Origin of the sequence: Synechococcus sp. CC9605 (genome assembly GCF_000012625.1) — a bacterium.
Lineage (GTDB): Bacteria > Cyanobacteriota > Cyanobacteriia > PCC-6307 > Cyanobiaceae > Parasynechococcus.
Genome location: NC_007516.1, coordinates 2,037,474 through 2,057,478, shown reverse-complemented (window position 1 = coordinate 2,057,478; position 20,005 = coordinate 2,037,474). Strand labels below are relative to the sequence as shown.

The following is a 20,005-nucleotide window of genomic DNA, read 5'->3' as shown; positions in this document are numbered from 1 at the left end:
GGGCATTTCGGATTGACCGTTTGCCCTTTTCAGTGCTGCTGCAGTTGCAGCCATAAGCAGCCCATTTGCCAGTACTGAGGTTCACCTTGAAGTTTGGGGCTCCACAGCCCGGTACTGGGCAGAGAAAGCTGTGATCTCCATTGGGTGTGTTTGTGCCTCCGTCTGGTTGCAGATTGGCTAAGTGGTCACGAATCTCAAATCCCATTGAGTCCCCCTACATGTTTGGTGATCGATTGACCGCTGATTGATCTCTCAAACATCCCTGCCTCCGTAGGTCTCCACTTCTGCAGGGTCGATGCGCTTGAAGTGAGTAAAGGACTGTTCCGTTGTCTCCAAATGCCACTGCAGAGGTGCACGCGTCGAGGCACCAGCAAAGCGATAGTCGATGCCTTCTTCGAACATCGCTGTCGTGTTCTTCAATCGCTTGAGCGTTTTTGGATGCACGCCCAAATACGCGGCCATGGCGGCCGTATCAATCCACTGAGATTGCATTGTTTTCTCCTTTACTTGTTGCCTTGTCCTGTTCTCTTACTGCCGTGGTGAAATACGGCGAATTCACGCAGATGGTGCTCCAGGGCGTCGTTAAATCGCTCTTTGAGGCAGTTTGGGAGCTGAGTGCCGTTCACAAAGACACGCCCGTCTCCCGGGAAGTGAAAGTGGCTTCCATCGCTTAGGAAAGCTTGGTACAGCTCGTTCAACTGCTGGGTCGCGGGCTTTTTAGTCCCTTTCGGAGTAATGACCCCAGATTTGTTGTGACGTCTAAGAGGTTTGGGCATACCAGTCCTGTGAAATCGTTGACAGGTGCGGCAGACCCCGGTTCGGTTCCTTGCTGGAGGCTCGCAATCCAGTAGGCCCGAATAACTCCTTGTGGAGAGTCAGAGCACGACTGCCCGAAGGAATCGTGACGGTTGTGTGAATTATAGGGTGCTCAATTCCTTCTGTTCCCATTTGCTTGTCGAACGTGCGTTCTTGCGGTGCCTAGCTACCAATAGCCGCTTCAAAAGCTGCTCTTGTTGTTGCGTCCGTCGCTGATTCATAGGCTCTGCTATGGGCGGCAAGTCCGTGTCCCATTGCTCTGCAGATTTGGGCGGTTTCGATGCCATATCGATGGGCTCGCACGCTGTAGCCATCGCGAAATGAATAAGGTCTCAGCCACATGCCTTTGACTTCGTATCGCTGCTTCAACTCAAGCCATTCAGGTTGGCGGTTCAAGTGGTTCAGCACGTATCGCCCGTTTAGTTTCCTGAGGTCGCCATCACGGCCAACCGGTAGCTCCAAGAGACCCGCATCCATGGCCTGGCAGAGATTCCAGGAGACTTGCTCTCCTGATGGTTTCTCTAATGGCAGGGGCAGCAGCCATCTGGGATCGCAACGGTTTGGACCCGAGATCTTCCGGTAGCTGCACCATAGGCCGAGATCGCCTGCTTCTGTTCTCCTTGGAGCGAGGTATTGCAGCTCTACTGGCCTCAGACCAAATAAGACCATCAGCCGGAAGACGTTGCCCCAAGCATTGTTTCGAGCGTCTATCGCTTCGATCAGATGCAACACCTCTGCATCTGTCAGCGTCGCTTTTGTCTTCTTTTCAGCGGGCCGACCACGTAGTTCCTTGATGCTTGTCTGACTGATTCGCCATGACGCGGGCATTTGGTGGCGACTTACCGCATGGTCCATGAGATTTCGCAAGGCAAGGCAGCAAGCGGCTCTGCTCGATGGTTTCCCCGCCCAACGCTTCAGGGTTTGCTTGAGGAGTTCATGGCCATCAGCGGGTGAAGACCGGCTGCGAAGCGCTTTCAGGGCTTCATTGAAGTAGGGCTCGTAGTTGTCTCGGTACGTCGAGTCGAGGATTTGGTTCCGCCCTTCTTGGAGGGTCTCGCGAAAGCTCTCAACTATTGATGGCCACCCTTTGTTGGTCGTTGGCTTGAGCTTGTCGCTCGTGCCGCTCACCTCAGCAATGGCCTGCTTCAGGGAGACATCACCTTGCATCCACAGCGGATAGACCCGGTTGATCAACAGCAGTGCATCGCCGACGGCTTCAGCAGTCCAGGGGAATGGAAGGTTTGCAGAGTCAGTGCGGAGATCCTTCGCCCGGATTTTCAGCCTGACCTTTCCGCTGTTGTTCCCGACAGTCCACCCCTGGCGTCCAGTTTTGACGGCTGCTCGGAAGCCTTCTTCCCATTTGGCAGCTAGGACCAAGGTTCAGGACAAATCTCAGGACAAATTAGCTCCTCTTGCTTCCCCTGTGTAATCCTCTGTTCCTTACAATTCCTGTCTATGACTCGCTTATTGGCTGATGTCTGAGTTCTTCCAGTCAATTGATTAATCCGTATCACCCAATTGACTCACGGGGGCTGGAAGGCCCCCTCAACTATTCCAGGCCAGGGGATCTAAGAGATTCAGGCCGTTGACAGAATCCAGTTCGTTGACAAGGCGTTGACAACGATCCGGGAATTCGGCTCGCGTTGACAACGATTCGGCGTCCAGCCGGTCCAGCACCATCGCCCCCAGCAGTCGCTTGCTGTTCCAGGTCAGGTGGGCCAGCAGCAGGCGCACCGTGGTGGCCGCCACTTCGGGATCGCCGGTGGCCAGGCCATCAAGCCATGGCCCCTCCAGCCTTTCCAAATCCGCCAGACCCTGAAGACACGTCATCTCAACGTTGGTCGTGGCGGTTCCCGGCTTGGGCGTTTGTTGGCAACGCCAGTTTGGCGACGGCGATGGCCAGAATCCACCCCATGGCAAACAAGGACCGCGCCACCAATCCCCCGCCTGAGAAACAGGGTGGTGAGGGTTGGCTTGTGAGTCCTGAACAGCAACTGCTTTGTCAGTTCAAACCTGACTAAGCCACGGTTCACGCCCAGTGGGTGGCGGTGCGCACCTACAGCTGGGTGCCACCTCGCCCACCAGTCCCGCAAACCCGCAGAAGGATGCTTCGGCACAACGCCATCGACGCGTGGGACAAGATGCTCAGAACAGGCTGGCGGCGGTGCTCACCGCCAGTGCGCTGAAGACAATCGTTTTTCGCTAAGACAAACGGACCCAGCAGTTGCCGCTGACATGGGTCCGCGTCCCGCCCGGAGCCCATCCAGAACGGGACGCACCTTAAATACGCCAGTGACGCGAGTCGATTCAGAGCGATTCGATACCAACCTCAGCTTTTTGTTGCCAAGAGAAAAAAAGCTTGCGGCGGTGTCCACCACCCGTCTGATAACGCTGAACTGACTCCCCGACCGGAAAGAGAGGGAGCCAGCTTCTGATCAGCGCCCAATGACAGGGATAGGCCATTGGATGGAAGAAGCTCGACTGAACTTCCGGCGACACCATCGCCTCTGTAATGGGTGCAGTGCCGTTCAGATGAGGCGGCAGCGGCGACCAAATGACTCGCTGAAATGTTGTGGCAACTGAAAACGCTGATCTGACTCCCCGCTCGCCAGAGAGGGAGTCAGGCCGTTGCTTGCTGTGTCGGCGTGAAAAGAACGCTGACACTCAGCGCCCAATGGTTCCTACAAAAACCATGGGATGGAGGTCTTGGGGACTCCGAGGACACCCTCACCCCAGCTGTCGTGCAGTGCCGTTCAGATGACGCGATGGCAGTGTTCAGATGATTACTTCTGCCCGTAAACCTCGATCCAATCAATAGGTATGTGCGAATTTGGAAGAAGCTAACCCACCCAAAGTCCTTGCAAACGCAGGGACTTTTTATTCACATCTCACAACAAGGATCATGCAAATTTCCGGCAAAGCTTTGTTAGCTGTCGCATCAGCATCAATGTTGTGCAGGCATAGCCCGAATCATGGGTTTCTGAGGCTTAACTTCTTGAGTCTTCCATGGCGGAATGTACGAACCAGACTTCACTCCATATGCTCGGCAGTCCTCCATAAGCCTTATACGTTCATTCGCACTTTTTATCATGTATTCAGCCGCTATGGCCGGAGAACTTCCTGATACGGGAGGATGCCACTTAATAATATTCTCCCTTTCCTCTGGGCCAAATCCATTGGCTCCTAAGCATTGTCTGAAGCGATTACGATCAGGTTTCCAGTATAATCCACGTTCATCAGCGTCAGTATTTGATCGCACAAACATGTACGCCGCTGCACATACAATTGAACGCTCGTATCTGAGATTTATTGAAATATATTCTGTATTGTATACCTCGCATTGCGAGCTATCAATATCATCAGTGTCACTTTCTTCTGCTTGGTTTTTATCACTGTCAATTTTTTCTTTAGGGCATTGCCTTGAATCTCGATTGGCTCCAATCCAATTGCCATTTACGTTTATTAAGTCGTTGCCACAGATAATGTCTTGAGCCATGGCTGGCATTGCCAGTAAAAATACGTCAATAACAATGAATCTGGTAAGTGGCTTCATTGGAAACACTTAATTTTAAGAAGCTTTGTTCAGAGTCTAATGCATACAAGCAAATATCAGTAATTTTATTTATTTGAAGGCCAGCGAGGTTGTCTAATTAGTGAATTAAGCTAGCCAAGTGAGCCAAAAGAAGAGAACGCCCCAAGCTTTTTTGGGATGGCCGCTGCTTAAGATAACGTAATAAATCGTGCCAATGAATCGGTCGATTCGTAAAATTACAGCATGGTCAATATTTATTTTTGAATTAGATGAATCTTATCAATCGCTATCTAGGCCTATTTATTTCCAACCTCTTGATAGCTTTTTTGTTGATGGGGTGTAACGAAAAGAATTTTACAGCCGAGCAAGAGAGTCAAGTGAGTAGTCAGGAAGAGGTTGAGGCGAAATCTACCAATACAAAGAAAATTAATCTGAGTAATTTTGTTGAAAGCAATAATCCAGGTAACGAAGAATCTGTCCTAGCGACAGAGCCCTATCGGCTTCAGGGGATTGAAGTATCCCTCCTTGATGTTAAGCGAGCAAGCGGAGACACTTTGAATGTGTACTGGAGGGTGTCAAATCAATCTTCTGCCACCCAGGAGTTAGTTAAGTGTAGTACTGGTTGGTATTGCAAGTATCAATTGGCCGCAGGCAACTGGGGCGATGGAATATACATTATTGATAGTGCAAATCAAAGAAAGCACTTGGTGGTTAGAACGGACAAGAAGCCTGTAGTCAGTACATCAGAAACACCGCTTTCGATTGAACCTGGATCTAGTATAAATCTCTGGGCAAAATTCCCAGCCCCTCCACTTGATGTCAAAAAAGTTTCCATTTATATACCCGGTGTGGCTCCAATGGAAGATATCCCTATATCGGAGTAGATTCTTGAAAAAAAATATTCCCCTTCGGCAAAGCATTATCAGGCCACTACCTCTTATAGCAATTGCTTTAATTTCATACTTGAGTGCTAATAAACTTTTTGCTGGATCTGACAATATTGTAGCTAATACAAGCCGGGAACCTGTTAAGGATATAAAAATTGAAGGAGGGCTTGATTATGTTCCAAGTAATAAGGAAAAGAGTGAATCAATTAAAGAACTTAAGTTTCGTGTTCTGGACCTTGATTACCCGATCATTGATTTGTATACATCGACTAAGTCGCAAGACGAGCTTCTAATTGATATCTCATCCGATATCCTTTTCGATTTCGATAAGTCAAGTCTTAAGCCTTCTGCTTTTCCATCGCTTCGAATTGCTTCAAAGCAAATTACTGAAATGGCTCGTGGTGATGTCCGTATAGAAGGGCATACAGATTCCAAGGGGGCTGATGCGTACAATCAATCTCTTTCTGAAGCAAGAGCGGAATCTGTTCGTAAATGGCTCGTTGAGAATGGTGGATTGACTGATATTAACTTTGTTGTTAGAGGGTTTGGAGAAACCAAGCCTATAGAACCGAATGAAACTGATAAAGGAGAAGATAATCCTGCAGGCAGACAACGCAATCGTCGTGTAGAAATAATCGTCAATACCTCAGAATAATTCAATCTCACTGCTTAAATTATAATAATTTATCCAAATTTGGATGATCTTGTCTAGTTCCCATTCATTTTGTTGTAACTTGGTCCTGAGTGTCCACACTTGGCTTAATAACACTGCCCTCAGTAAATATAATTATTAGGGAGAATCGCGCTGGTATGGCAGGCTCGCTAATGTTCAACAAAAGCACTTTTAAATTGCTGCATTGCCATCTCCCGTTTGTAAGCAGCTCCTTTTTCCTTGCTGGGCATTAAGGAGTGGAGAACGCGCTGCATTTTGAAGCAGATGGTTGATGATATCGGCCAAATCTTCTTATACGGCAACTTGCCTAATTTACTGCAGTCATTTATATCTAGCCAGCAGAATCCACCTCCCCACGGCCCCCGGAAAAAGATGGATCACTGACTCCAGGGAATCCCTATTAAGGAGCGCTCCGCTGGCGTCCAAACTTCTTATCCATTTGCTCTTCTTGTTTCAGGAATGCCTCGCGTTCAGCCTTTCTGGCTTCCTTCATCCGCAGGCTTTTTCCGTGTTTCACATTGGCGGGCGCCAGTAGTTGTGCTTCTGCTTCAGGAATGCCCTTTTTGGCGCAATAGGCGTCATATTCCCGTGATGCTTGCTTGGCGTGAAAATCACGGGCGATAGATCGTGCCTTGGCTGCAGCAGGGTTAGAAGCGCCTGGAAGGTTGAAGTTGATCATTTAATTTCCTCCTCTTTCAAAGCTCTGTGCAACTCGTCCTGCAACCTGCTCACCAACGTCAGCTGGTTGGAGTAATCGATCATTCCACGATTTACATCCCCGGCCCCCCAGTTCACCCAGGTCAATGACCGCAACCTGGCTTTATCATCCTTCAACTGTCCCCTCAGCTCCTCGACGGTGGCCATCAGCTCGGGCCCCCATAAGCCTTGTCCTGAGCGTTCTGGGCATCAGAGCGCAACTGCCTTGTCCTGTCCTTATCAATCCGCTGAGCACCCAAACCCCCGAAGAACAAGAATGTCGGCACCAAAGCTGGCCAAACCGCTGGCTGACTCTGATCTGACATCAGTTCTGGGTGTCATCAGTGCCGCGAAGGCAAAGGGGTCAGCCATCGCAGCGCGTGACTACGTCATGGTCCGCGGGTCGTATTTGCTCGGGTGCCGTGTATCGGAGCTGTGCCGCCTGCGGTGGGAGGACATCGAACCGCTGGATGAGGGTGGCAACGTTCGCCTCCTGGGTAAGGGGAGCAAGCCCCGAACCATACGCGTCAGCACCGACACGCTGAAGCTGTTCGAGTCGTTGGGCCGCGGCGAGCCTGGGGACTGGCTTTTCTCAAGTAATAAAAGGAATGGCCCATTGACCCGTCAGGCGGTGGCCGCTCGCATGGCGATGTGGGGACGGGAGGCAAACGTCCGGCTCCACCCGCACCGTTGCCGCCACACCCATGCGACTCATGCAATTCGGAGGGGCGTGGACGTTTTCACCCTTTCAGCGACGCTCGGCCACAGCTCGACGGGAACCACATCTCACTACGTTCTTGCTGAGCCTGGTGAGAGTTCATCTCTCAAATTGGGTTGATGGCCCGTTTTGACGTAATGCGTGTTGCGACTGCTGTTGCTGCTGCTCAATGACAGCCTCACGCTTTAAGCAAGAGACAACCAATTCGGCGTAAATCGGAAGATACTGCTTAAGCATGCTTGAAATAAGTTAAAGACACAGATTTCCTTAGCGGGGATTTGTGATCCTAAAAGAAGCTCAACAGGGCTAGTATCATTCAAAGTTTACGAAAAGAGCCTTGACCATCTCACCTCAGATGAAGATAAAGCTCGATCGTATCGATGCACTTATCAGCGAAGGGTACACGCTGAATAAAACATGGGGCTATTACCCAGATCTGAAAACATCATCAGGAAAATCTGTCAACATTTTTGGCTCACTATTCCGCCTTTCTGGCCCCGCTGGTTTTTCCTGGATTGCTTTTTTCTTCCCCTGGGCTGTCTGCACGCAGATCAAAGAGTGGTCGTTTTTTTATGTTGTTGCGATTTTTTCAATCTTCGATGTAATTCTAGACATCTTCTCCGAAACACCAACCAGCATCACAAGTTTTCTGGGTTTGCTAATCTGTTATTGGTACGCGTGCATGTTTCCTTATCTACGATACTTGGCCGCTAATCGGGATGTGGATGAGATCTCCAGAACCTATTCCATCTTGATTGGGCTCGCCTTGTGTTTGGCGGCTCTTATTCCAAGTTTCATCCTGGCCTTTGTTTCAAATACAGTTGTGGTTTAAGAGTAATACGCTTACGACTGATGAAAAAAGCACTTCTTTTAATTCCACTTGCCACGGTGACCGGAATCTAGACGACGACAACTAAGGCCACGTCAGGCATTGGTCTTATTCTCTCTGCGTTCACCGTTGCTGCGCCCCCCTCACCGCATCACTAGATCGAGGGATATTTTGCGGGTAAGACTCTCCATCAGTTGAGGGATTGGTATTGCTGCCCTCTTGCGCTGGAAATGTCAGCCGATAGACAGCTTCATCTGCGCATGGGCCGGATGTGATGACCCGGCTTTTTTGTACCTGGTGAAGTGATCATTTGACCACTGCCATGCGCCCGGATAAGGGTGGGGCTGAATAAGCCAAGTAATCCTGACCATAAAGTGAACGCAGTCGAACAAGGATGTTGTTGGTGTGGTGCCCGTGGATGCAGATGATCGACCTGATGATGTTGTCGGTCTCATCGCGTCGATTGAACTGATAGCGGGTCATGCGTATCACTCGCACTGGGATAGTGAGAAGTAATACATATTGACTAATCATGATAATATTCTGCACTTAATTAAGTTTATTCACTTGCCGTGCCAATATAAATTTACACAACTAGAGAATGGTCAATTTATGTCTGATTCTACTAGCCATGAGTTAGATAATTTTATGAAAGGCCTCATAAAGAGAAATCCAGGAGAGCCTGAGTTTCATCAAGCTGTCCATGAAGTTGTTGAAACTCTCATTCCATTCGCCCTTGACAACCGAGTTTATAGAGATGCAAAGATTCTGGAGCGGATGACGGAACCTGACTGAGTCGTCATCTTCCGGGTGTGTTGGGAAGATGATGCAGGCAATATCCGCACAAATCGTGCGTGGCGTGTACAGTTTAATAACTCCATTGGCCCATACAAAGGTGGAATACGTTTTCATCCGAACGTCACCTTAAGTGTCCTCAAATTCTTAGGTTTTGAACAGACCTTCAAAAATAGCCTTACTGGTCTGCCAATGGGTGGAGGCAAGGGTGGATCTAATTTTAATCCTAAAGGTAAAAGTGATCGGGAGGTAATGCGATTCTGTCAATCTCTTATGATTGAACTCCATAGACATATTGGTGAAGATACAGATGTACCTGTTGGTGATATCGGAGTTGGTTCTCGTGAAATTAGTTATATGTTCGGACAGTACAAGCGCCTTGAAAACCGTTTTAGTGGAATCTTAACTGGCAAGGGGATATCGTTCGGTGGAAGCCTTGTTCGTACTGAGGCGACGGGTTATGGATGTATTTATTTCTGTGAAAATATGCTCAATTATATAGAGGACTCTCTTGCTGGAAAAATATGTTGCGTTTCCGGATCAGGGAATGTAGCACTCTACGCAGTTGAAAAGGCCATTGAGTTAGGAGCAAAGGTTGTTACTCTTTCTGACTCAGATGGTTTTGTACACGTTCCAGACGGCACTAATATTGAAATGTTGGCCTTTATAAAGGAGTTGAAGGGGATTCGCCGTGGGCGAATCCATGAGTTTGCTGACCACTATGAAGGTGTTGATTTTTACGCTGGAAAGCGTCCATGGGATGTCCCCTGCGATATTGCCCTCCCTTGTGCCACGCAAAATGAGATCAACCGTGAGGATTCAAAGGTCCTCATTAAAAACGGCGTCAAAGCTGTTATCGAAGGTGCAAATATGCCAACCAATCTTGACGGTATTCATGAATTTCGCCAAGCAAAAGTATTACTTGCTCCTGCCAAAGCTGCCAACGCTGGGGGTGTAGCTGTTTCTGGCCTTGAGCAGAGTCAGAATGCATTGCGCCTGTCGTGGAGTCGCGAAGAGGTCGATCAACGTTTAATATCGATTATGATGGAAATCCACTCTAAATGCGTTCAGAATAGTCAAAGATTTGAAGACTTTACAGACTATATCTTAAGAGCCAACATTGCAGGATTTACAAAAGTCGCTGATGCAATGTTGGCATATGGAGTTGTTTGAGTTTTTAGCAGTGGATATATGATCATGTTGTGCTAGGAGGGGTGGATTCACATAATAAAATCCAATCGACGGTCAGCTTTCTATATTCATGCTCTTCACGTACAGTGCAATCCAGCACCTTGCACAAATAGATATCACCGAAGTCAAGTATTTACCATTGCGACTGACGAAGATAAATTTGTCTTCAGAAAAGCTGCTTTCAGTACGTCTTGGCTTGATATTTTTCTGGCACTGGAAAGTTTCTGCCTATTGCTCTTGAGCGGAGAATTGCCTTGCCTTGGACGATCCATTGGGCGAATGTATTGCTGTTCGGGCCAGGCCAGTATCTGTACTTATTGGTGAATGGATAGGTTTCTGGAGAGGATTCAATTTTCTTGATTATTGAGACAGCCTCTTCATCTATCCATTTTTGAATTAATTGTGATGGCCCGTTGCCAACGCCTTGGTAGGGATCCAGAAGATTCTTATGAAGGTGGCCCCAGCTTGAATCGTTGCAGTGGGCATGTTGCCATATCTCCCATCTATCACATTTCTGAAGCTTGTTGTCCTCACCGGCATGAAATACCAGTAGCCAATAGTGGTCAGCAAAGATTCCTGGAAAGCTGGGGATTTTTGCGGCGCGAAGCTCGACTCTGACCAAGCTTGCCTCCTTATGCAATTGTTCTTTTGCGAAGGCTAATTGCTTAAAGAGTGGTCGTCAGTCGCCTTCAGTTGCTCTTAATGAAGAAGAGGCGATAAAAAGGAGGACGGTTATTCACCAGCCCCCCTTTTTATTGATTGCTCGGGCACCCCTCGCATTCCTATTTTAGTACAGATATGTGCTTAATTTGTTGTCGGTGCCGATGGCTAATAACCTCCCTATCAAGGATCTCGCTCGAGCTGCGAAACGTCGTAAGTGTTCTTGCGTCCACTCACCGGCGCTACCCCGACGTGTTGCCGTTGTTCGTCAGGATCGTACTTATCACCCACCGCGAGCTAATCGCCCACCTGCTGAACACGGAACCTGACTGGCCATGGCAAAAGCCAACGCAGAAGCCACTGCCGAGCGAGTCGATCACCTCCAGGGAATGATCCTGGCGGGTGAGACGAACACCGCTTGTGTCGCATATGCGCGACAAACATGGGGGGTCTCCAGGTCACAGGGCTATCGGCTCATCAAGCGGGCTTGGCGTCAGGTCCTTGACGACATCGAAGGCCCCGATCTCGACCGGCAAGAGATGTTGGCTTGGTGCGTTCAGACCTTGATCGAGACGGCTGGCCAGGCCAAGGCCCTGCGGAACCCAGGAGCGCTGGTGGCTGCCATCCGCCAGCTCGATTTGATGTGCGGTCTGGGTATTAATTTTCAACGTGGCTGCAATGTCCACAGTCGCCCCCGTTGAGTTTTTCAGTTGCTTCCACGCAGAATTTGCGACTTCTCCGGACTGCTCGGCTGGAGATTTCAGATAAGGCGGGTAATGCACGACCCGCCTCTTTTATGGCCTGCAGACCGCACCCTCCCCACCCTTACTTCTCAAAGTGCCAGCTCTTGGCATCTTCTCCAATGGAGTCATCAGATGTGATCTCACTAGCTGTGTAGATCCCGATTTCTTCGAATTTCAGGAGAGGGCCGTTCTCCGGGCGGAACAGCCATGTCAGAAGCTTGTTTTTTCTGTATTCGAGGTTCCACTCAAGAACTTTGTCGAAGTATTTGCATTCCCAGTCCCCCTGGAGAGTCTTGATGAACTGCTCGCACTCAGCTTTGGCTTCTAACCGTGAGCTGCTGTCGATGGCTGGACGCTTAGCGGCTCTGTGGGCGTCAAAGTTTCGAGCGGTAACTAAGCCCGTCCAGAGAAGGCCGGGTGCAATCCCAATCGAGCCAAAGACAACGGGGATAAGCCAGACGCTTATTCCCTTGTTCTCTTGTTGCCCCTTAGAAGTTCCCTGTTTTGGTGCCTGCTTCTCGGGCCTCCGTCTCATCCACCCATCGGCAAACATCCTGCCCAGCTCCTGCTCTTCTTCAGGGGTGAAGAATTCAGAATCACGCCGAGCTTCCTCAACTTTGATGCGGTTGCGGATGCCGACCAATTCCTTACGGGTGCAGAGCTGAATGACGCAGCCAGGAATAAGGGTTTCTTTTTTGCCCTTCAGACCCATGGCAACGGCATAGCTGCCTTGCTTCCACACCACCTTGCTGAACTCGTCGACGGCGTAGGTCGATGGATGCCAGTCGGTTGGGATTTGTGGGCAGGTCATTGGTTAGTTCTTCATTGCTCGGCGGCTGCCGGGAATGACGGTGTCCTTGTCGATGTTGAACAGGCCGCAGGCGATGCCGACGAGGATGCCTGTCTCCCGGGAGGGCAGGGTGAAGGCGTTGAAGAAGGTCATTGACCAGAGGCCACCCCACTCGACCTTGTTCTTCAGCGTCTGGGGCTTCTTTGATGCCGAAGAGGGTCGAGGTTGTTGATCGAGTTCAGGTCGCTCACTCCAAGCTTTTGGAGGGCTTTAGCTGCACTGCTGTCGTGGCGTACCTGGCGGAGACCAAGGGGGTGAGCCGCAGAACAGCGCAACGAATTATTCAACAAGTTTACGCCTCGAACACATACGCAATGGCGTTACCTAGCTTTACGAATAGGTGTAGCTGAGTGACATTTTAAGTCGCTAATTCTCCCCAGTTTCTAGTTTCTGCACATCTAATTTACTAATTCCATGTCTTTTGTATCTTCACGACATCAAAAGCGTATAAATGCTCAACTTGAACATTTGGCGCGTGAAGCAGAGGCCGAAACCAATAGAAGACGGTTGGAAATTATGGAATTAAGGCGACTTGAACACTGGCAGTACGAGGCAGGATCTCAGTCTTGACTTGAGACCCTTAACGGCGATTACGTTGAACGTGAGCTGTTCTGTGCCAGCTCACTCACATTTTGTAGCGTCACCCACTGCAGTCCTGTTGGCGAAGGTGGCCGCCACAGTTCTGTTGCCAACAATCCGTAAGGCGTTTGCAAGGGAAATCGCTAATACAGGCTAGGCAGCCAGCTGATCCTCAAGATCAGAGAGCTCGATCTCTAACTGTTTGATTTTGCTCAAAAGGTTTTCATTGTGTAGGCAGGTTCTGTTTCCTGAAGGAAGGCACTCCTCTCGATAAAGCATGAGTCGATTGATATCGATCTCTCCTTTCAGAAAATCACGATAAGAGCCCACAACATACAAGGCTAGGTCCCGAGATTGTGGCAAGTTCATTTGGTCTTTGCATCATCAAAATCGTCAAATGTTTGGGATTCAGCATCAGCAAGCTTCTTGTCTAATACCTCTACTTTTCTTATAAGGGGCCCATAAAGCTCTTTGGCGCTGGGGCCTGGGGGAAGAAACGCATCCCGATACAGCATCAGTTGAATTATCTCGTTCTCGGCTGATCTGGAATCATTCATGGCACACAAAGGCGTAGAGGGAAAAACAAGGATGTGTGAATTTCAGTCGTACTGGACGTACTTTCGTGAAGGTCTACGAAGCTCGCGTTCCTCCTTTTCATGCTGAATTCTCTGCAAGCGGAGATATGCAGTTGCGCAAAGAGGGCATTCACAGGGAACGCCACAATCTTCAAGCTGCCGCAATGCAACTTGGGCCTGATAATACTCAGGCCAAGAATATGAAGTCACCGCGATTGGGGCGGAGGACGTGTTGACTTTGCACGAATTTCAAAAAACCTTTTGTGCTAGTCGGACAATGTGCTGAACTCAACAACATAAGCTGTGGCTGTAGTTACATGTCATGAGCGGCGAAGCTGATCAAGTTGACGCCCTACAGGGTGACGAGACGGCAACTGCTACGAGCTATCAGGCGAGTATTGGCGGATTGTTAAATGACCTTTGCGCGTAGTCCCCGTGCCGGATCGTCTTCACCACCGATGTACGGAACTGTCTTTAGGGAGGGGGTGTGCGTGACATGGGAAAAATCACCATCCCCGTCTTGGCTGAAAAGCACATCCCCAAGGTGAGGGATGAGGAAAACCGGCGTTGACTGCCCATCAGTCCATCGGTTGAGGGATGCGCCCCCTCAAACCGGGCAAAACAATGGCTCGGTTGATGGAGGTGCTTTCCCCGTGAAACGGCGAGGGTTGGTTCAGAGACAAGAGACCAATGCCTGTCGTTGCCCTATTTGTCGTTGTCTGGATTCCGGTCAGCGTTGCTGCCTGCAAGTGGATTGCTGACGCCTGATGGTTCCCAGTTCACCAACATCTTTCTCATGAGTAAGTTGGAGAACTAATGAACGACGATCTCAACTGGGTCAACGCCGACCTGGGGATCCACATCGTTTCAAGGGTCTGATTTGCACGCTGCCCTGGTATCAAATGACGTGCCCAGAACCTGAAAACGCCATTAGCTTCGCTGGAATGAAGAACCCTCTTGCCTACATCGGTGGCGGCGTGATCGTCGCGGTCATGTTCCTGGCTGTTTTCGTTGGCGGCGCCAACGCTGGTGACTGCACACGCAGCCAGTCAGCTGATGCACCAGCTGCGAAAGGCCACCACTGAGGCACATTGTGCCAAGGGTTTGAATCGCTACCGCCGACATCCTTGCCTCCAGCCTTAATAGGCCAATGAGAAGGCGACACTGGATTCCCTCGGCTCTGCTTGTGACTGTGGGTGGCCTAGGTGCACGGGCCTACTACAGCCATGCGGACGCATTTCTCCCAATAGAGTCGGCTGGAAATGACGCTACTTCTTTTGCCGTAACCGCTAAGCAAGTCAAAGCTCACTTTGATTTCAAAAGCGCAGGGATCATCTCTGACTTCAAGAGGTGCCACTGGACTCGTGGCCAGCTCAACAAGGCTGAACCGGGCACAGGAAACGAATATTTCAAATGCGAAGAGCTCAAGTCTTATGTGGAGCCTGTTGAAAGATTGGAGGCCGCTTCACGTCAGGACTTGGTTCAAAACTGCGAGCAGGCAATCAAAGCTGCTCTCTGGGATCCAGGGAGCTATGTATTCGTAGATCACCTGTACGTCGCCAATGAAATCAACGGTGTCGATGTTCGTTTGACCTACTTGGAAAACGACGGTTATGGCGGTCGTGATCAGTGGCAAGCAACCTGCAGCTATCAGCTGTGATCAAACGTCCATCACGTTGGGCGTCTAGCGATCGTTGCCATCCTTGGTGCATGAGAAAGCTTCTGCTCCTCTTGCCACTGATCGCTCTACTGACTGCCTGACAGAACCCGTTAGAGATGGATTACTGCCTTCGCTGGATGGCAGTTGGCGACAAGGTCGAAGCAGAGACCAAAAAAGCACTCTGCCTAGGCGAAAACGACGATCTAGAGGCTTATTGCAAGGAATACCAGGACATCGCTCTGAGCGGTGGAATGGTTTTTCTTAGACGTCGATAAAGTCGGGCGTTCCGTTCCACCCTCCAGCTGATCTGCCGTCCCACCTAGTTCACCGTTACTGAAAACTCTCAGCCGAACCTCAGAACAAATTAGACGAATGCAACTTAACTGGCAGAGGACGAAGGCACAGCGACCTAACCCAGGAGACATCTCTTCCCTCCTGGGTTTTTCTTTGGGAGGCTGTTACTCCCTCAACTGAGGGATATGAACGCCCCCAGAGCACTCCTATCAGGGTCTTTTTTGTACAGGGGCACCGCTTTTAAGCCACAATTATCTTTGTAGCAAAGGTCAAGATGAGGCTTGGAGTAAGAGCCAACAAACACAAGACGAACCCAATCAAGATGGAAGAGATTTTACAGATTTCATCCACATTCTGCTTGGCAGCCAAATATCTGAGATAAGGAAACATGCATGCCTACCAGTAACAGGTTAGTAAATTTAGCAAGCTTGCGATGCTGGTTGATGCCTCAAAGAAGATGGCTAAGATTGTATCGAAGAGCGAAAAAATGAATAATGAATAATGAATAATGAATAATGAATAATGAATAATGAATAATGAATAATGAATAATGAATAATGAATAATGAATAATGAATAATGAATAATGAATAATGAATAATGAATAAAAAAATGGCCACTCTCTGATTTGCACGCAGACAGCCCAGGGGAAGAAAAAAGCAACCCAGGAAAAACCAGCGGGTCCAGCAAGGCGGAACAGTGAGCCAAAAATATCTACAGATTTCCCTGCCGATGTTTTTAGGTCTGGGTAAAATCCCCATATTTTATTTAGCGTATATCCTTCGCTGATAAGTGCATCGATACGATCCAGCCTGCTCTTCATCTAAGGTGAGATCCTCAAAGTTCTGATCGTGATGGTTGAAGGATATTAAGCCTATTGAGCTTCTTTGGGATCACAAATCCCCGCTGAGGAAGTTTTGGGAGGCCTTTAGAGGTTAGTAGCAGCCAGGTAATTGCTTGGTAGATCCTTTTCTTTCATTATTTCTCATTCAAAAAATAGGGGCGGTGTTTTAAGCCGCTTCACGAGGATGCCCATCACCGACGGAGCATTCGTCTCGTCAGCAAAATCAGGGTTCACCCGCCCTTGCAGTACCTCGCCCTCTCAGGAGACAACGGTGGATCCCAGCCAGTTTTAGGCGTCAACACGCAGATCGCTGAGGGGATGGTCTGAAGCAACAAGCAGAATGCGATCACCAACAGCGCGAAGCCTGTGCCGGGGGCGTGGATGTTGGCTTGGAACCAGGGTTTGTTTGCCATGTCATCAGTTTGGCGCTGATCGTTTCAAGCAACCGTTTACATTCGCTAGGACAGACGGACCCAGCAGTTGCCGCTGACATGGGTCCGCGTCCCGGCCGGAGCCCTCCAGAACGGGACGCATTTTGCATAAGACGGTGATTGCAATCGATTCAGCCAGAATCGATATCGGAGTTGCTGTTTTGTCACAAGCAGAAAGAAGAAGAGTTGATCGCCCATTTCGCTTTTTCAAGATTGGTCTGGCTTGCGATGTGTGGGCGTGAATCGACTCTGTTTGGCAGAGGGGCTGCTCGATGAGCCCGGGCTCCAGTTGGACGTGCTGACCCATGAAGCCATCCACGTGGTTCAGGACTGTCTGGCTGGTTTGGAGACGCCCTCGTCGTCCACGATCAGCCTGATGCTGCAGGCGCAGGGTGGTTTCAGCCCCGCGCATTTTGATCGGTTTTTGTCGCACCATCTCGATCCTTCAACGGCGGACCATGTGCTGACGGTGACTGAGACGTTGGGACCGCTGCAGCGACAGCGTGAAATTGAGGCTTATGCGCTCCAGAGTCAGACCGGCATGGTCGAATCCTTGTTGACAAGGCATTGCTGAAGTCTTTCGAGGGTTGGCATTTCGGCTTGAGATGTTGCTCTAGGACCATCGCTAGCCTTGGCTGATGAGTTGGGGCGATCGGGTGAAGCACCAGTGGATGGCCATGTTGTTGTTCGCTCCAATGGTGTGGCTGGAGGTGCCTCCATCATTCGCCCAATCCTTGTTTGATCGTCCCCCAACGCGGGTGATGATTCATAACCCTGAATCCACCGAAGGATTGCGCAACCGCACCACGATTACGGTTGTGGTTCCTGAGAATGCTGGTAATTCCCTTCGAGAGATTGTCTTGCGGCAGCTGCCCAACCTTGATCAGTGGGATTGGGGGCACCTGGAGCCTCGGGTTTATCTCGGCGACTATTCCCTTCGCAGCAAAGGCACCGGCGGACTGGCATCCGCTGTTGTCTCGGAGTCAGAAGAGGTCTTGAACATCAAGCTCACACCAGGGATTCAGCCGGGACAAACGGTGAATGTTGTCTTTCGCGGCTTTAATCCTCAGTCGAGTATCTATCAATGGTCAACGGAACTCCTCGCAGCTGGCGAGGATCCCGTCCGTTATGTGGGCCCCACACTTCGTTTGAACGTTTACGAGCAGGATCCGTATCGTTAATTGAGGGCTATTAGAGCAAGTTGGGGTAAGCATTGAGCAATCCCCAGATCACCAGTGCGGTAATCGAGGCAAAGATCACGGCTGTCCACGCCGCAAGATCGGCGCTGTTGCTGGACCCCTGCAGAAGCTGTAGAAGGCGTGCCATCAGAAGCAATGCAAGCCCTTCGGTTCTGGCTCAGCTCGCTGGCAAATTCCAGTCTTGTTTGCGAGTCCTCATAGACGGAAAACTGCGCTCAGATTCAAGTTGTTCCGCTTCATCAGCGCGAAGCGCTCCTCGGGATTAGTGGTATTCCCCCGGGTGCTGGATCTTGGTGACGCTCACTCCCGAAGAGCTCTTGCCTGAGAAGCGCAGCAGTTCATCGCCGGAGACTTCGTAGCCCAACTCCTGTGCAATCAGGGCCGCAGCATCGGCACTCACAGCCTGGAGCACCTGCTCTCGCAGCGAAGGATCTTTGGAGATGTGAGCAAAAAATTGCCGGAGTTGGTCCGTGCTCATGCGGCTGGTGAAGTCCTGTTGATTCTGACTGCTCTGCTCCTGTCCCTGCCCTTTGCCTGTTGACTGGTGCGGAGATCAGCTCCGAGGGGATGACGCAACTGGCGGTGTCAGGTGCTTCCGGCAAAACCGGATGGCGTGTGGTTCAGGAAGCGCTCAAGCGCGGTCAATCGGTCCGAGCCATCGTTCGGCCGGGATCTGAGCTGCCTTCAGCTCTGGCCCAGGCCGAGAAGGAAGGACTCCTTGAGGTCCTTCGCCTTGAGCTGGACACGGCGGAAGCGTTGCTCCATGCGCTGCAGGGCTGCACGGCATTGGTGATCGCAACGGGCGCTCGACCGTCGATCAATCTGGCAGGTCCCCTGCAGGTTGATGCCTGGGGCGTGCAGGCGCAGGTGCAGGCTTGTCGTTCTCTGGGATTGAAGCGCGTGGTGCTGGTCAGTTCCCTCTGCGCTGGCCGTTGGCTGCATCCCCTCAACCTGTTCGGCTTGATCCTGATTTGGAAGCGGGCTGGTGAGCGTTGCCTGGAACGCAGCGGTCTGGATTGGACCGTGATCCGACCGGGAGGCCTCAGTGAAGAGGACAGCCGCAGCACAACGGAGGGCATGCTGGTGACAGAGGCCGATCAACAGCAGAGCAACAGCATCCCTCGCCGTCTTGTGGCACAGATGTGCCTGGACGCAATAGAGCAGCCACGTGCTTGTGGCCGCATCCTGGAAATCACCAGTTCCCCTGCCCAGCCCAAGAAGTCGCTTGGACAGTGGTTGGATCAGATCGCTTGATCAACGTCCGAAGCCAAGCTCTCGGAGCCAGTTGGACAGCTTCAAGCCTTTGCTGTGCAGCGTGTTGATTGCCGGTAGGGGCTTGTTCTGAATCAGGTGATCCACAGAAACATCGTTGTAGAACAGGCGCGTATCGTCTCCATAAATCCGCAATGTTTTTTCGATGAGTGCATCGCTGTTGAAGTAATCCTGCAGGCCGCCGCGATCACTGCGTCGGACATTCTTCTGTGGTAACGACTCCATCACCTCGACACCTTGTCGGGCCAGGATGTCGCGTAGTTCAGCCCAATGTTCGTTGATCTGTTCCACGCGTCCAACAAACTTCGGCACGATTTGATTGCCAATGCAAAGCAATTGGCTCTGAGGCAAGATGTGAACGTCATATTGCTTGTAAGGCGTCTCAATTAAGACGTCAAGAAAATCCTCGAACGACATTCCGTGGGTGACGCCCATGTTCTGCATCGGCTGGGGTGGTTCCTCGTTTTCGATCACTTTGTTGTTGTAAGCCGCGATCAGCCTGTCGAAGGGGTTGCGTACGAAGCTGAAGCTGAAATGGCTGCGCCTGTACTTGCGGGCACGGCGAAGCGTGATCAGCTCCGTCTCATGATTTGTTTCTTGCTGCCAGAACTTGTCAGAGGTGGTTTTTGTCCCTTTGGGGGGCATTTCACTGAGCAGACGGCAAAGGGCCGCTTTGATCGAGGAATTCGCCGCTTTGGGAACCCGCCCATAGAGCAGGTTGTAGTGCTTCATCCGGATGAAGTGATGTGGTTGGGCCATCGA

28 protein-coding genes and 1 pseudogene are annotated in these 20,005 nt (G+C 50.5%); 13 read left to right on the top strand and 16 right to left on the bottom strand.

Going from position 1 to position 20,005, the window contains the following annotated elements; genetic code table 11:
- Positions 1-252 precede the first annotated feature (252 nt).
- Positions 253-462 carry a hypothetical protein gene (locus SYNCC9605_RS11190; RefSeq protein WP_049749494.1) on the bottom strand — a complete coding sequence of 70 codons (210 nt, stop codon included), beginning with the start codon at positions 460-462 and terminating at the stop codon, positions 253-255.
- A gap of 53 nt (positions 463-515) precedes the next feature.
- Between SYNCC9605_RS11190 and SYNCC9605_RS14935 the strand changes: the two genes are divergently transcribed.
- Positions 516-674: a hypothetical protein gene (locus SYNCC9605_RS14935; RefSeq protein WP_156783121.1), complete on the top strand. Its 159-nt coding sequence runs from the start codon at positions 516-518 to the stop codon at positions 672-674.
- Positions 675-978: 304 nt separating this feature from the next.
- Here SYNCC9605_RS14935 and SYNCC9605_RS11180 read toward each other — a convergent pair whose 3' ends face one another.
- Positions 979-2,193, bottom strand: a complete 1,215-nt coding sequence (locus SYNCC9605_RS11180; RefSeq protein ID WP_011365180.1) for an integrase — start codon at positions 2,191-2,193, stop codon at positions 979-981.
- Positions 2,194-2,361: 168 nt separating this feature from the next.
- Positions 2,362-2,646, bottom strand: a complete 285-nt coding sequence (locus SYNCC9605_RS11175; protein WP_011365179.1) for a hypothetical protein — start codon at positions 2,644-2,646, stop codon at positions 2,362-2,364.
- A 212-nt stretch (positions 2,647-2,858) separates the two neighbouring features.
- Here SYNCC9605_RS11175 and SYNCC9605_RS15720 point away from each other — a divergent pair, with 212 nt between their 5' ends.
- On the top strand, positions 2,859-3,002 hold the full coding sequence (locus tag SYNCC9605_RS15720; RefSeq protein WP_308297693.1) for a DUF1651 domain-containing protein: 144 nt from the start codon (positions 2,859-2,861) through the stop codon (positions 3,000-3,002).
- 121 nt (positions 3,003-3,123) lie between these two features.
- Here SYNCC9605_RS15720 and SYNCC9605_RS14930 read toward each other — a convergent pair whose 3' ends face one another.
- A complete protein-coding gene (locus tag SYNCC9605_RS14930) occupies positions 3,124-3,318 on the bottom strand; it encodes a hypothetical protein (protein WP_156783120.1) in 195 nt (64 codons plus the stop codon).
- A 442-nt stretch (positions 3,319-3,760) separates the two neighbouring features.
- Positions 3,761-4,312 (bottom strand): hypothetical protein, encoded by a 552-nt coding sequence (locus tag SYNCC9605_RS14925; RefSeq protein ID WP_198002452.1) that lies wholly within the window; start codon positions 4,310-4,312, stop codon positions 3,761-3,763.
- Between the two features lie 305 nt (positions 4,313-4,617).
- Here SYNCC9605_RS14925 and SYNCC9605_RS14920 point away from each other — a divergent pair, with 305 nt between their 5' ends.
- Positions 4,618-5,232, top strand: a complete 615-nt coding sequence (locus SYNCC9605_RS14920; protein ID WP_049749492.1) for a hypothetical protein — start codon at positions 4,618-4,620, stop codon at positions 5,230-5,232.
- A gap of 4 nt (positions 5,233-5,236) precedes the next feature.
- The gene (locus tag SYNCC9605_RS14105; RefSeq protein ID WP_011365176.1) at positions 5,237-5,890 is read left to right on the top strand and encodes an OmpA family protein; all 654 of its coding nucleotides are present in this window, start codon (positions 5,237-5,239) and stop codon (positions 5,888-5,890) included.
- A gap of 418 nt (positions 5,891-6,308) precedes the next feature.
- Here the strand turns inward: SYNCC9605_RS14105 and SYNCC9605_RS11165 are convergent, their stop codons facing one another.
- Both SYNCC9605_RS11165 and SYNCC9605_RS14915 read right to left on the bottom strand, forming a co-directional pair.
- Positions 6,309-6,587: a hypothetical protein gene (locus tag SYNCC9605_RS11165; protein ID WP_011365175.1), complete on the bottom strand. Its 279-nt coding sequence runs from the start codon at positions 6,585-6,587 to the stop codon at positions 6,309-6,311.
- Positions 6,584-6,772 carry a hypothetical protein gene (locus tag SYNCC9605_RS14915; protein WP_156783118.1) on the bottom strand — a complete coding sequence of 63 codons (189 nt, stop codon included), beginning with the start codon at positions 6,770-6,772 and terminating at the stop codon, positions 6,584-6,586. Before SYNCC9605_RS14915 ends, SYNCC9605_RS11165 begins: the two co-directional genes overlap by 4 nt.
- 109 nt (positions 6,773-6,881) lie before the next feature.
- Between SYNCC9605_RS14915 and SYNCC9605_RS11160 the strand changes: the two genes are divergently transcribed.
- Both SYNCC9605_RS11160 and SYNCC9605_RS11155 read left to right on the top strand, forming a co-directional pair.
- Positions 6,882-7,442: a tyrosine-type recombinase/integrase gene (locus SYNCC9605_RS11160; protein ID WP_257929312.1), complete on the top strand. Its 561-nt coding sequence runs from the start codon at positions 6,882-6,884 to the stop codon at positions 7,440-7,442.
- 217 nt (positions 7,443-7,659) lie between these two features.
- Positions 7,660-8,154 carry a hypothetical protein gene (locus SYNCC9605_RS11155; RefSeq protein WP_011365173.1) on the top strand — a complete coding sequence of 165 codons (495 nt, stop codon included), beginning with the start codon at positions 7,660-7,662 and terminating at the stop codon, positions 8,152-8,154.
- Positions 8,155-8,457: 303 nt separating this feature from the next.
- Here the strand turns inward: SYNCC9605_RS11155 and SYNCC9605_RS14910 are convergent, their stop codons facing one another.
- Positions 8,458-8,634, bottom strand: a complete 177-nt coding sequence (locus tag SYNCC9605_RS14910; protein WP_156783117.1) for a hypothetical protein — start codon at positions 8,632-8,634, stop codon at positions 8,458-8,460.
- A gap of 129 nt (positions 8,635-8,763) precedes the next feature.
- On the opposite strand from SYNCC9605_RS14910, the pseudogene gdhA reads away from it, so the two are divergent.
- Positions 8,764-10,119 (top strand): annotated as a pseudogene (gdhA, locus tag SYNCC9605_RS11150) (NADP-specific glutamate dehydrogenase).
- Between the two features lie 199 nt (positions 10,120-10,318).
- Here gdhA and SYNCC9605_RS14100 read toward each other — a convergent pair.
- On the bottom strand, positions 10,319-10,777 hold the full coding sequence (locus tag SYNCC9605_RS14100) for a DUF3750 domain-containing protein (protein ID WP_011365171.1): 459 nt from the start codon (positions 10,775-10,777) through the stop codon (positions 10,319-10,321).
- 355 nt (positions 10,778-11,132) lie between these two features.
- On the opposite strand from SYNCC9605_RS14100, the gene SYNCC9605_RS11145 reads away from it, so the two are divergent.
- Positions 11,133-11,498 (top strand): hypothetical protein, encoded by a 366-nt coding sequence (locus SYNCC9605_RS11145; RefSeq protein ID WP_011365170.1) that lies wholly within the window; start codon positions 11,133-11,135, stop codon positions 11,496-11,498.
- A 124-nt stretch (positions 11,499-11,622) separates the two neighbouring features.
- Here SYNCC9605_RS11145 and SYNCC9605_RS11140 read toward each other — a convergent pair whose 3' ends face one another.
- From SYNCC9605_RS11140 to SYNCC9605_RS14905, 3 genes are all read right to left on the bottom strand, one after another.
- The gene (locus tag SYNCC9605_RS11140) at positions 11,623-12,351 is read right to left on the bottom strand and encodes a hypothetical protein (RefSeq protein WP_011365169.1); all 729 of its coding nucleotides are present in this window, start codon (positions 12,349-12,351) and stop codon (positions 11,623-11,625) included.
- A gap of 3 nt (positions 12,352-12,354) precedes the next feature.
- Entirely contained in the window at positions 12,355-12,483 is a 129-nt protein-coding gene (locus SYNCC9605_RS15625) for a hypothetical protein (RefSeq protein WP_257929308.1), read from the bottom strand.
- A gap of 851 nt (positions 12,484-13,334) precedes the next feature.
- Entirely contained in the window at positions 13,335-13,526 is a 192-nt protein-coding gene (locus tag SYNCC9605_RS14905; protein ID WP_156783116.1) for a hypothetical protein, read from the bottom strand.
- Positions 13,527-14,488: 962 nt separating this feature from the next.
- On the opposite strand from SYNCC9605_RS14905, the gene SYNCC9605_RS14900 reads away from it, so the two are divergent.
- Both SYNCC9605_RS14900 and SYNCC9605_RS11125 read left to right on the top strand, forming a co-directional pair.
- Positions 14,489-14,629, top strand: a complete 141-nt coding sequence (locus tag SYNCC9605_RS14900) for a hypothetical protein (protein WP_156783115.1) — start codon at positions 14,489-14,491, stop codon at positions 14,627-14,629.
- Between the two features lie 107 nt (positions 14,630-14,736).
- The gene (locus tag SYNCC9605_RS11125) at positions 14,737-15,204 is read left to right on the top strand and encodes a hypothetical protein (protein ID WP_257929306.1); all 468 of its coding nucleotides are present in this window, start codon (positions 14,737-14,739) and stop codon (positions 15,202-15,204) included.
- Positions 15,205-15,894: 690 nt separating this feature from the next.
- Here SYNCC9605_RS11125 and SYNCC9605_RS14895 read toward each other — a convergent pair.
- A complete protein-coding gene (locus SYNCC9605_RS14895; protein WP_011365167.1) occupies positions 15,895-16,320 on the bottom strand; it encodes a hypothetical protein in 426 nt (141 codons plus the stop codon).
- Positions 16,321-17,061: 741 nt separating this feature from the next.
- Between SYNCC9605_RS14895 and SYNCC9605_RS11115 the strand changes: the two genes are divergently transcribed.
- Both SYNCC9605_RS11115 and SYNCC9605_RS11110 read left to right on the top strand, forming a co-directional pair.
- The gene (locus SYNCC9605_RS11115; protein ID WP_156783114.1) at positions 17,062-17,346 is read left to right on the top strand and encodes a hypothetical protein; all 285 of its coding nucleotides are present in this window, start codon (positions 17,062-17,064) and stop codon (positions 17,344-17,346) included.
- Between the two features lie 64 nt (positions 17,347-17,410).
- Positions 17,411-17,953 (top strand): DUF2808 domain-containing protein, encoded by a 543-nt coding sequence (locus SYNCC9605_RS11110; RefSeq protein WP_257929302.1) that lies wholly within the window; start codon positions 17,411-17,413, stop codon positions 17,951-17,953.
- Between the two features lie 10 nt (positions 17,954-17,963).
- Here SYNCC9605_RS11110 and SYNCC9605_RS15620 read toward each other — a convergent pair whose 3' ends face one another.
- Positions 17,964-18,098 carry a hypothetical protein gene (locus SYNCC9605_RS15620; protein ID WP_255445653.1) on the bottom strand — a complete coding sequence of 45 codons (135 nt, stop codon included), beginning with the start codon at positions 18,096-18,098 and terminating at the stop codon, positions 17,964-17,966.
- Between the two features lie 135 nt (positions 18,099-18,233).
- On the bottom strand, positions 18,234-18,449 hold the full coding sequence (locus SYNCC9605_RS11105) for a Nif11-like leader peptide family natural product precursor (protein ID WP_011365164.1): 216 nt from the start codon (positions 18,447-18,449) through the stop codon (positions 18,234-18,236).
- 89 nt (positions 18,450-18,538) lie between these two features.
- On the opposite strand from SYNCC9605_RS11105, the gene SYNCC9605_RS11100 reads away from it, so the two are divergent.
- Positions 18,539-19,225 (top strand): SDR family oxidoreductase, encoded by a 687-nt coding sequence (locus SYNCC9605_RS11100; protein WP_011365163.1) that lies wholly within the window; start codon positions 18,539-18,541, stop codon positions 19,223-19,225.
- On the opposite strand, the gene SYNCC9605_RS11095 is transcribed toward SYNCC9605_RS11100, so the two are convergent.
- Complete coding sequence (locus SYNCC9605_RS11095; protein ID WP_011365162.1) at positions 19,226-20,002, bottom strand: sulfotransferase family protein; 777 nt, start codon at positions 20,000-20,002, stop codon at positions 19,226-19,228.
- Positions 20,003-20,005: the final 3 nt, after the last annotated feature.

Excerpts from the sequence above, each read along its gene's own strand:
- SYNCC9605_RS11165 (WP_011365175.1), bottom strand. The coding sequence starts at position 6,587 with ATGATCAACTTCAACCTTCCAGGCGCTTCTAACCCTGCTGCAGCCAAG.
- SYNCC9605_RS15625 (WP_257929308.1), bottom strand. The coding sequence starts at position 12,483 with ATGACCTTCTTCAACGCCTTCACCCTGCCCTCCCGGGAGACAGGCATC.
- SYNCC9605_RS14900 (WP_156783115.1), top strand. The coding sequence starts at position 14,489 with ATGAAGAACCCTCTTGCCTACATCGGTGGCGGCGTGATCGTCGCGGTC.
- SYNCC9605_RS14925 (WP_198002452.1), bottom strand. The coding sequence starts at position 4,312 with ATGGCTCAAGACATTATCTGTGGCAACGACTTAATAAACGTAAATGGC.
- SYNCC9605_RS15620 (WP_255445653.1), bottom strand. The coding sequence starts at position 18,098 with ATGGCACGCCTTCTACAGCTTCTGCAGGGGTCCAGCAACAGCGCCGAT.
- SYNCC9605_RS11190 (WP_049749494.1), bottom strand. The coding sequence starts at position 462 with ATGGCCGCGTATTTGGGCGTGCATCCAAAAACGCTCAAGCGATTGAAG.
- SYNCC9605_RS11140 (WP_011365169.1), bottom strand. The coding sequence starts at position 12,351 with ATGACCTGCCCACAAATCCCAACCGACTGGCATCCATCGACCTACGCC.
- SYNCC9605_RS14915 (WP_156783118.1), bottom strand. The coding sequence starts at position 6,772 with ATGGCCACCGTCGAGGAGCTGAGGGGACAGTTGAAGGATGATAAAGCC.
- SYNCC9605_RS14920 (WP_049749492.1), top strand. The coding sequence starts at position 4,618 with ATGAATCTTATCAATCGCTATCTAGGCCTATTTATTTCCAACCTCTTG.
- SYNCC9605_RS11160 (WP_257929312.1), top strand. The coding sequence starts at position 6,882 with ATGTCGGCACCAAAGCTGGCCAAACCGCTGGCTGACTCTGATCTGACA.
- SYNCC9605_RS11110 (WP_257929302.1), top strand. The coding sequence starts at position 17,411 with ATGAGTTGGGGCGATCGGGTGAAGCACCAGTGGATGGCCATGTTGTTG.
- SYNCC9605_RS14910 (WP_156783117.1), bottom strand. The coding sequence starts at position 8,634 with ATGACCCGCTATCAGTTCAATCGACGCGATGAGACCGACAACATCATC.
- SYNCC9605_RS11175 (WP_011365179.1), bottom strand. The coding sequence starts at position 2,646 with ATGACGTGTCTTCAGGGTCTGGCGGATTTGGAAAGGCTGGAGGGGCCA.
- SYNCC9605_RS14930 (WP_156783120.1), bottom strand. The coding sequence starts at position 3,318 with ATGGTGTCGCCGGAAGTTCAGTCGAGCTTCTTCCATCCAATGGCCTAT.
- SYNCC9605_RS11145 (WP_011365170.1), top strand. The coding sequence starts at position 11,133 with ATGGCAAAAGCCAACGCAGAAGCCACTGCCGAGCGAGTCGATCACCTC.
- SYNCC9605_RS11100 (WP_011365163.1), top strand. The coding sequence starts at position 18,539 with ATGACGCAACTGGCGGTGTCAGGTGCTTCCGGCAAAACCGGATGGCGT.
- SYNCC9605_RS11095 (WP_011365162.1), bottom strand. The coding sequence starts at position 20,002 with ATGGCCCAACCACATCACTTCATCCGGATGAAGCACTACAACCTGCTC.
- SYNCC9605_RS14905 (WP_156783116.1), bottom strand. The coding sequence starts at position 13,526 with ATGAATGATTCCAGATCAGCCGAGAACGAGATAATTCAACTGATGCTG.
- SYNCC9605_RS14895 (WP_011365167.1), bottom strand. The coding sequence starts at position 16,320 with ATGAAGAGCAGGCTGGATCGTATCGATGCACTTATCAGCGAAGGATAT.
- SYNCC9605_RS11105 (WP_011365164.1), bottom strand. The coding sequence starts at position 18,449 with ATGAGCACGGACCAACTCCGGCAATTTTTTGCTCACATCTCCAAAGAT.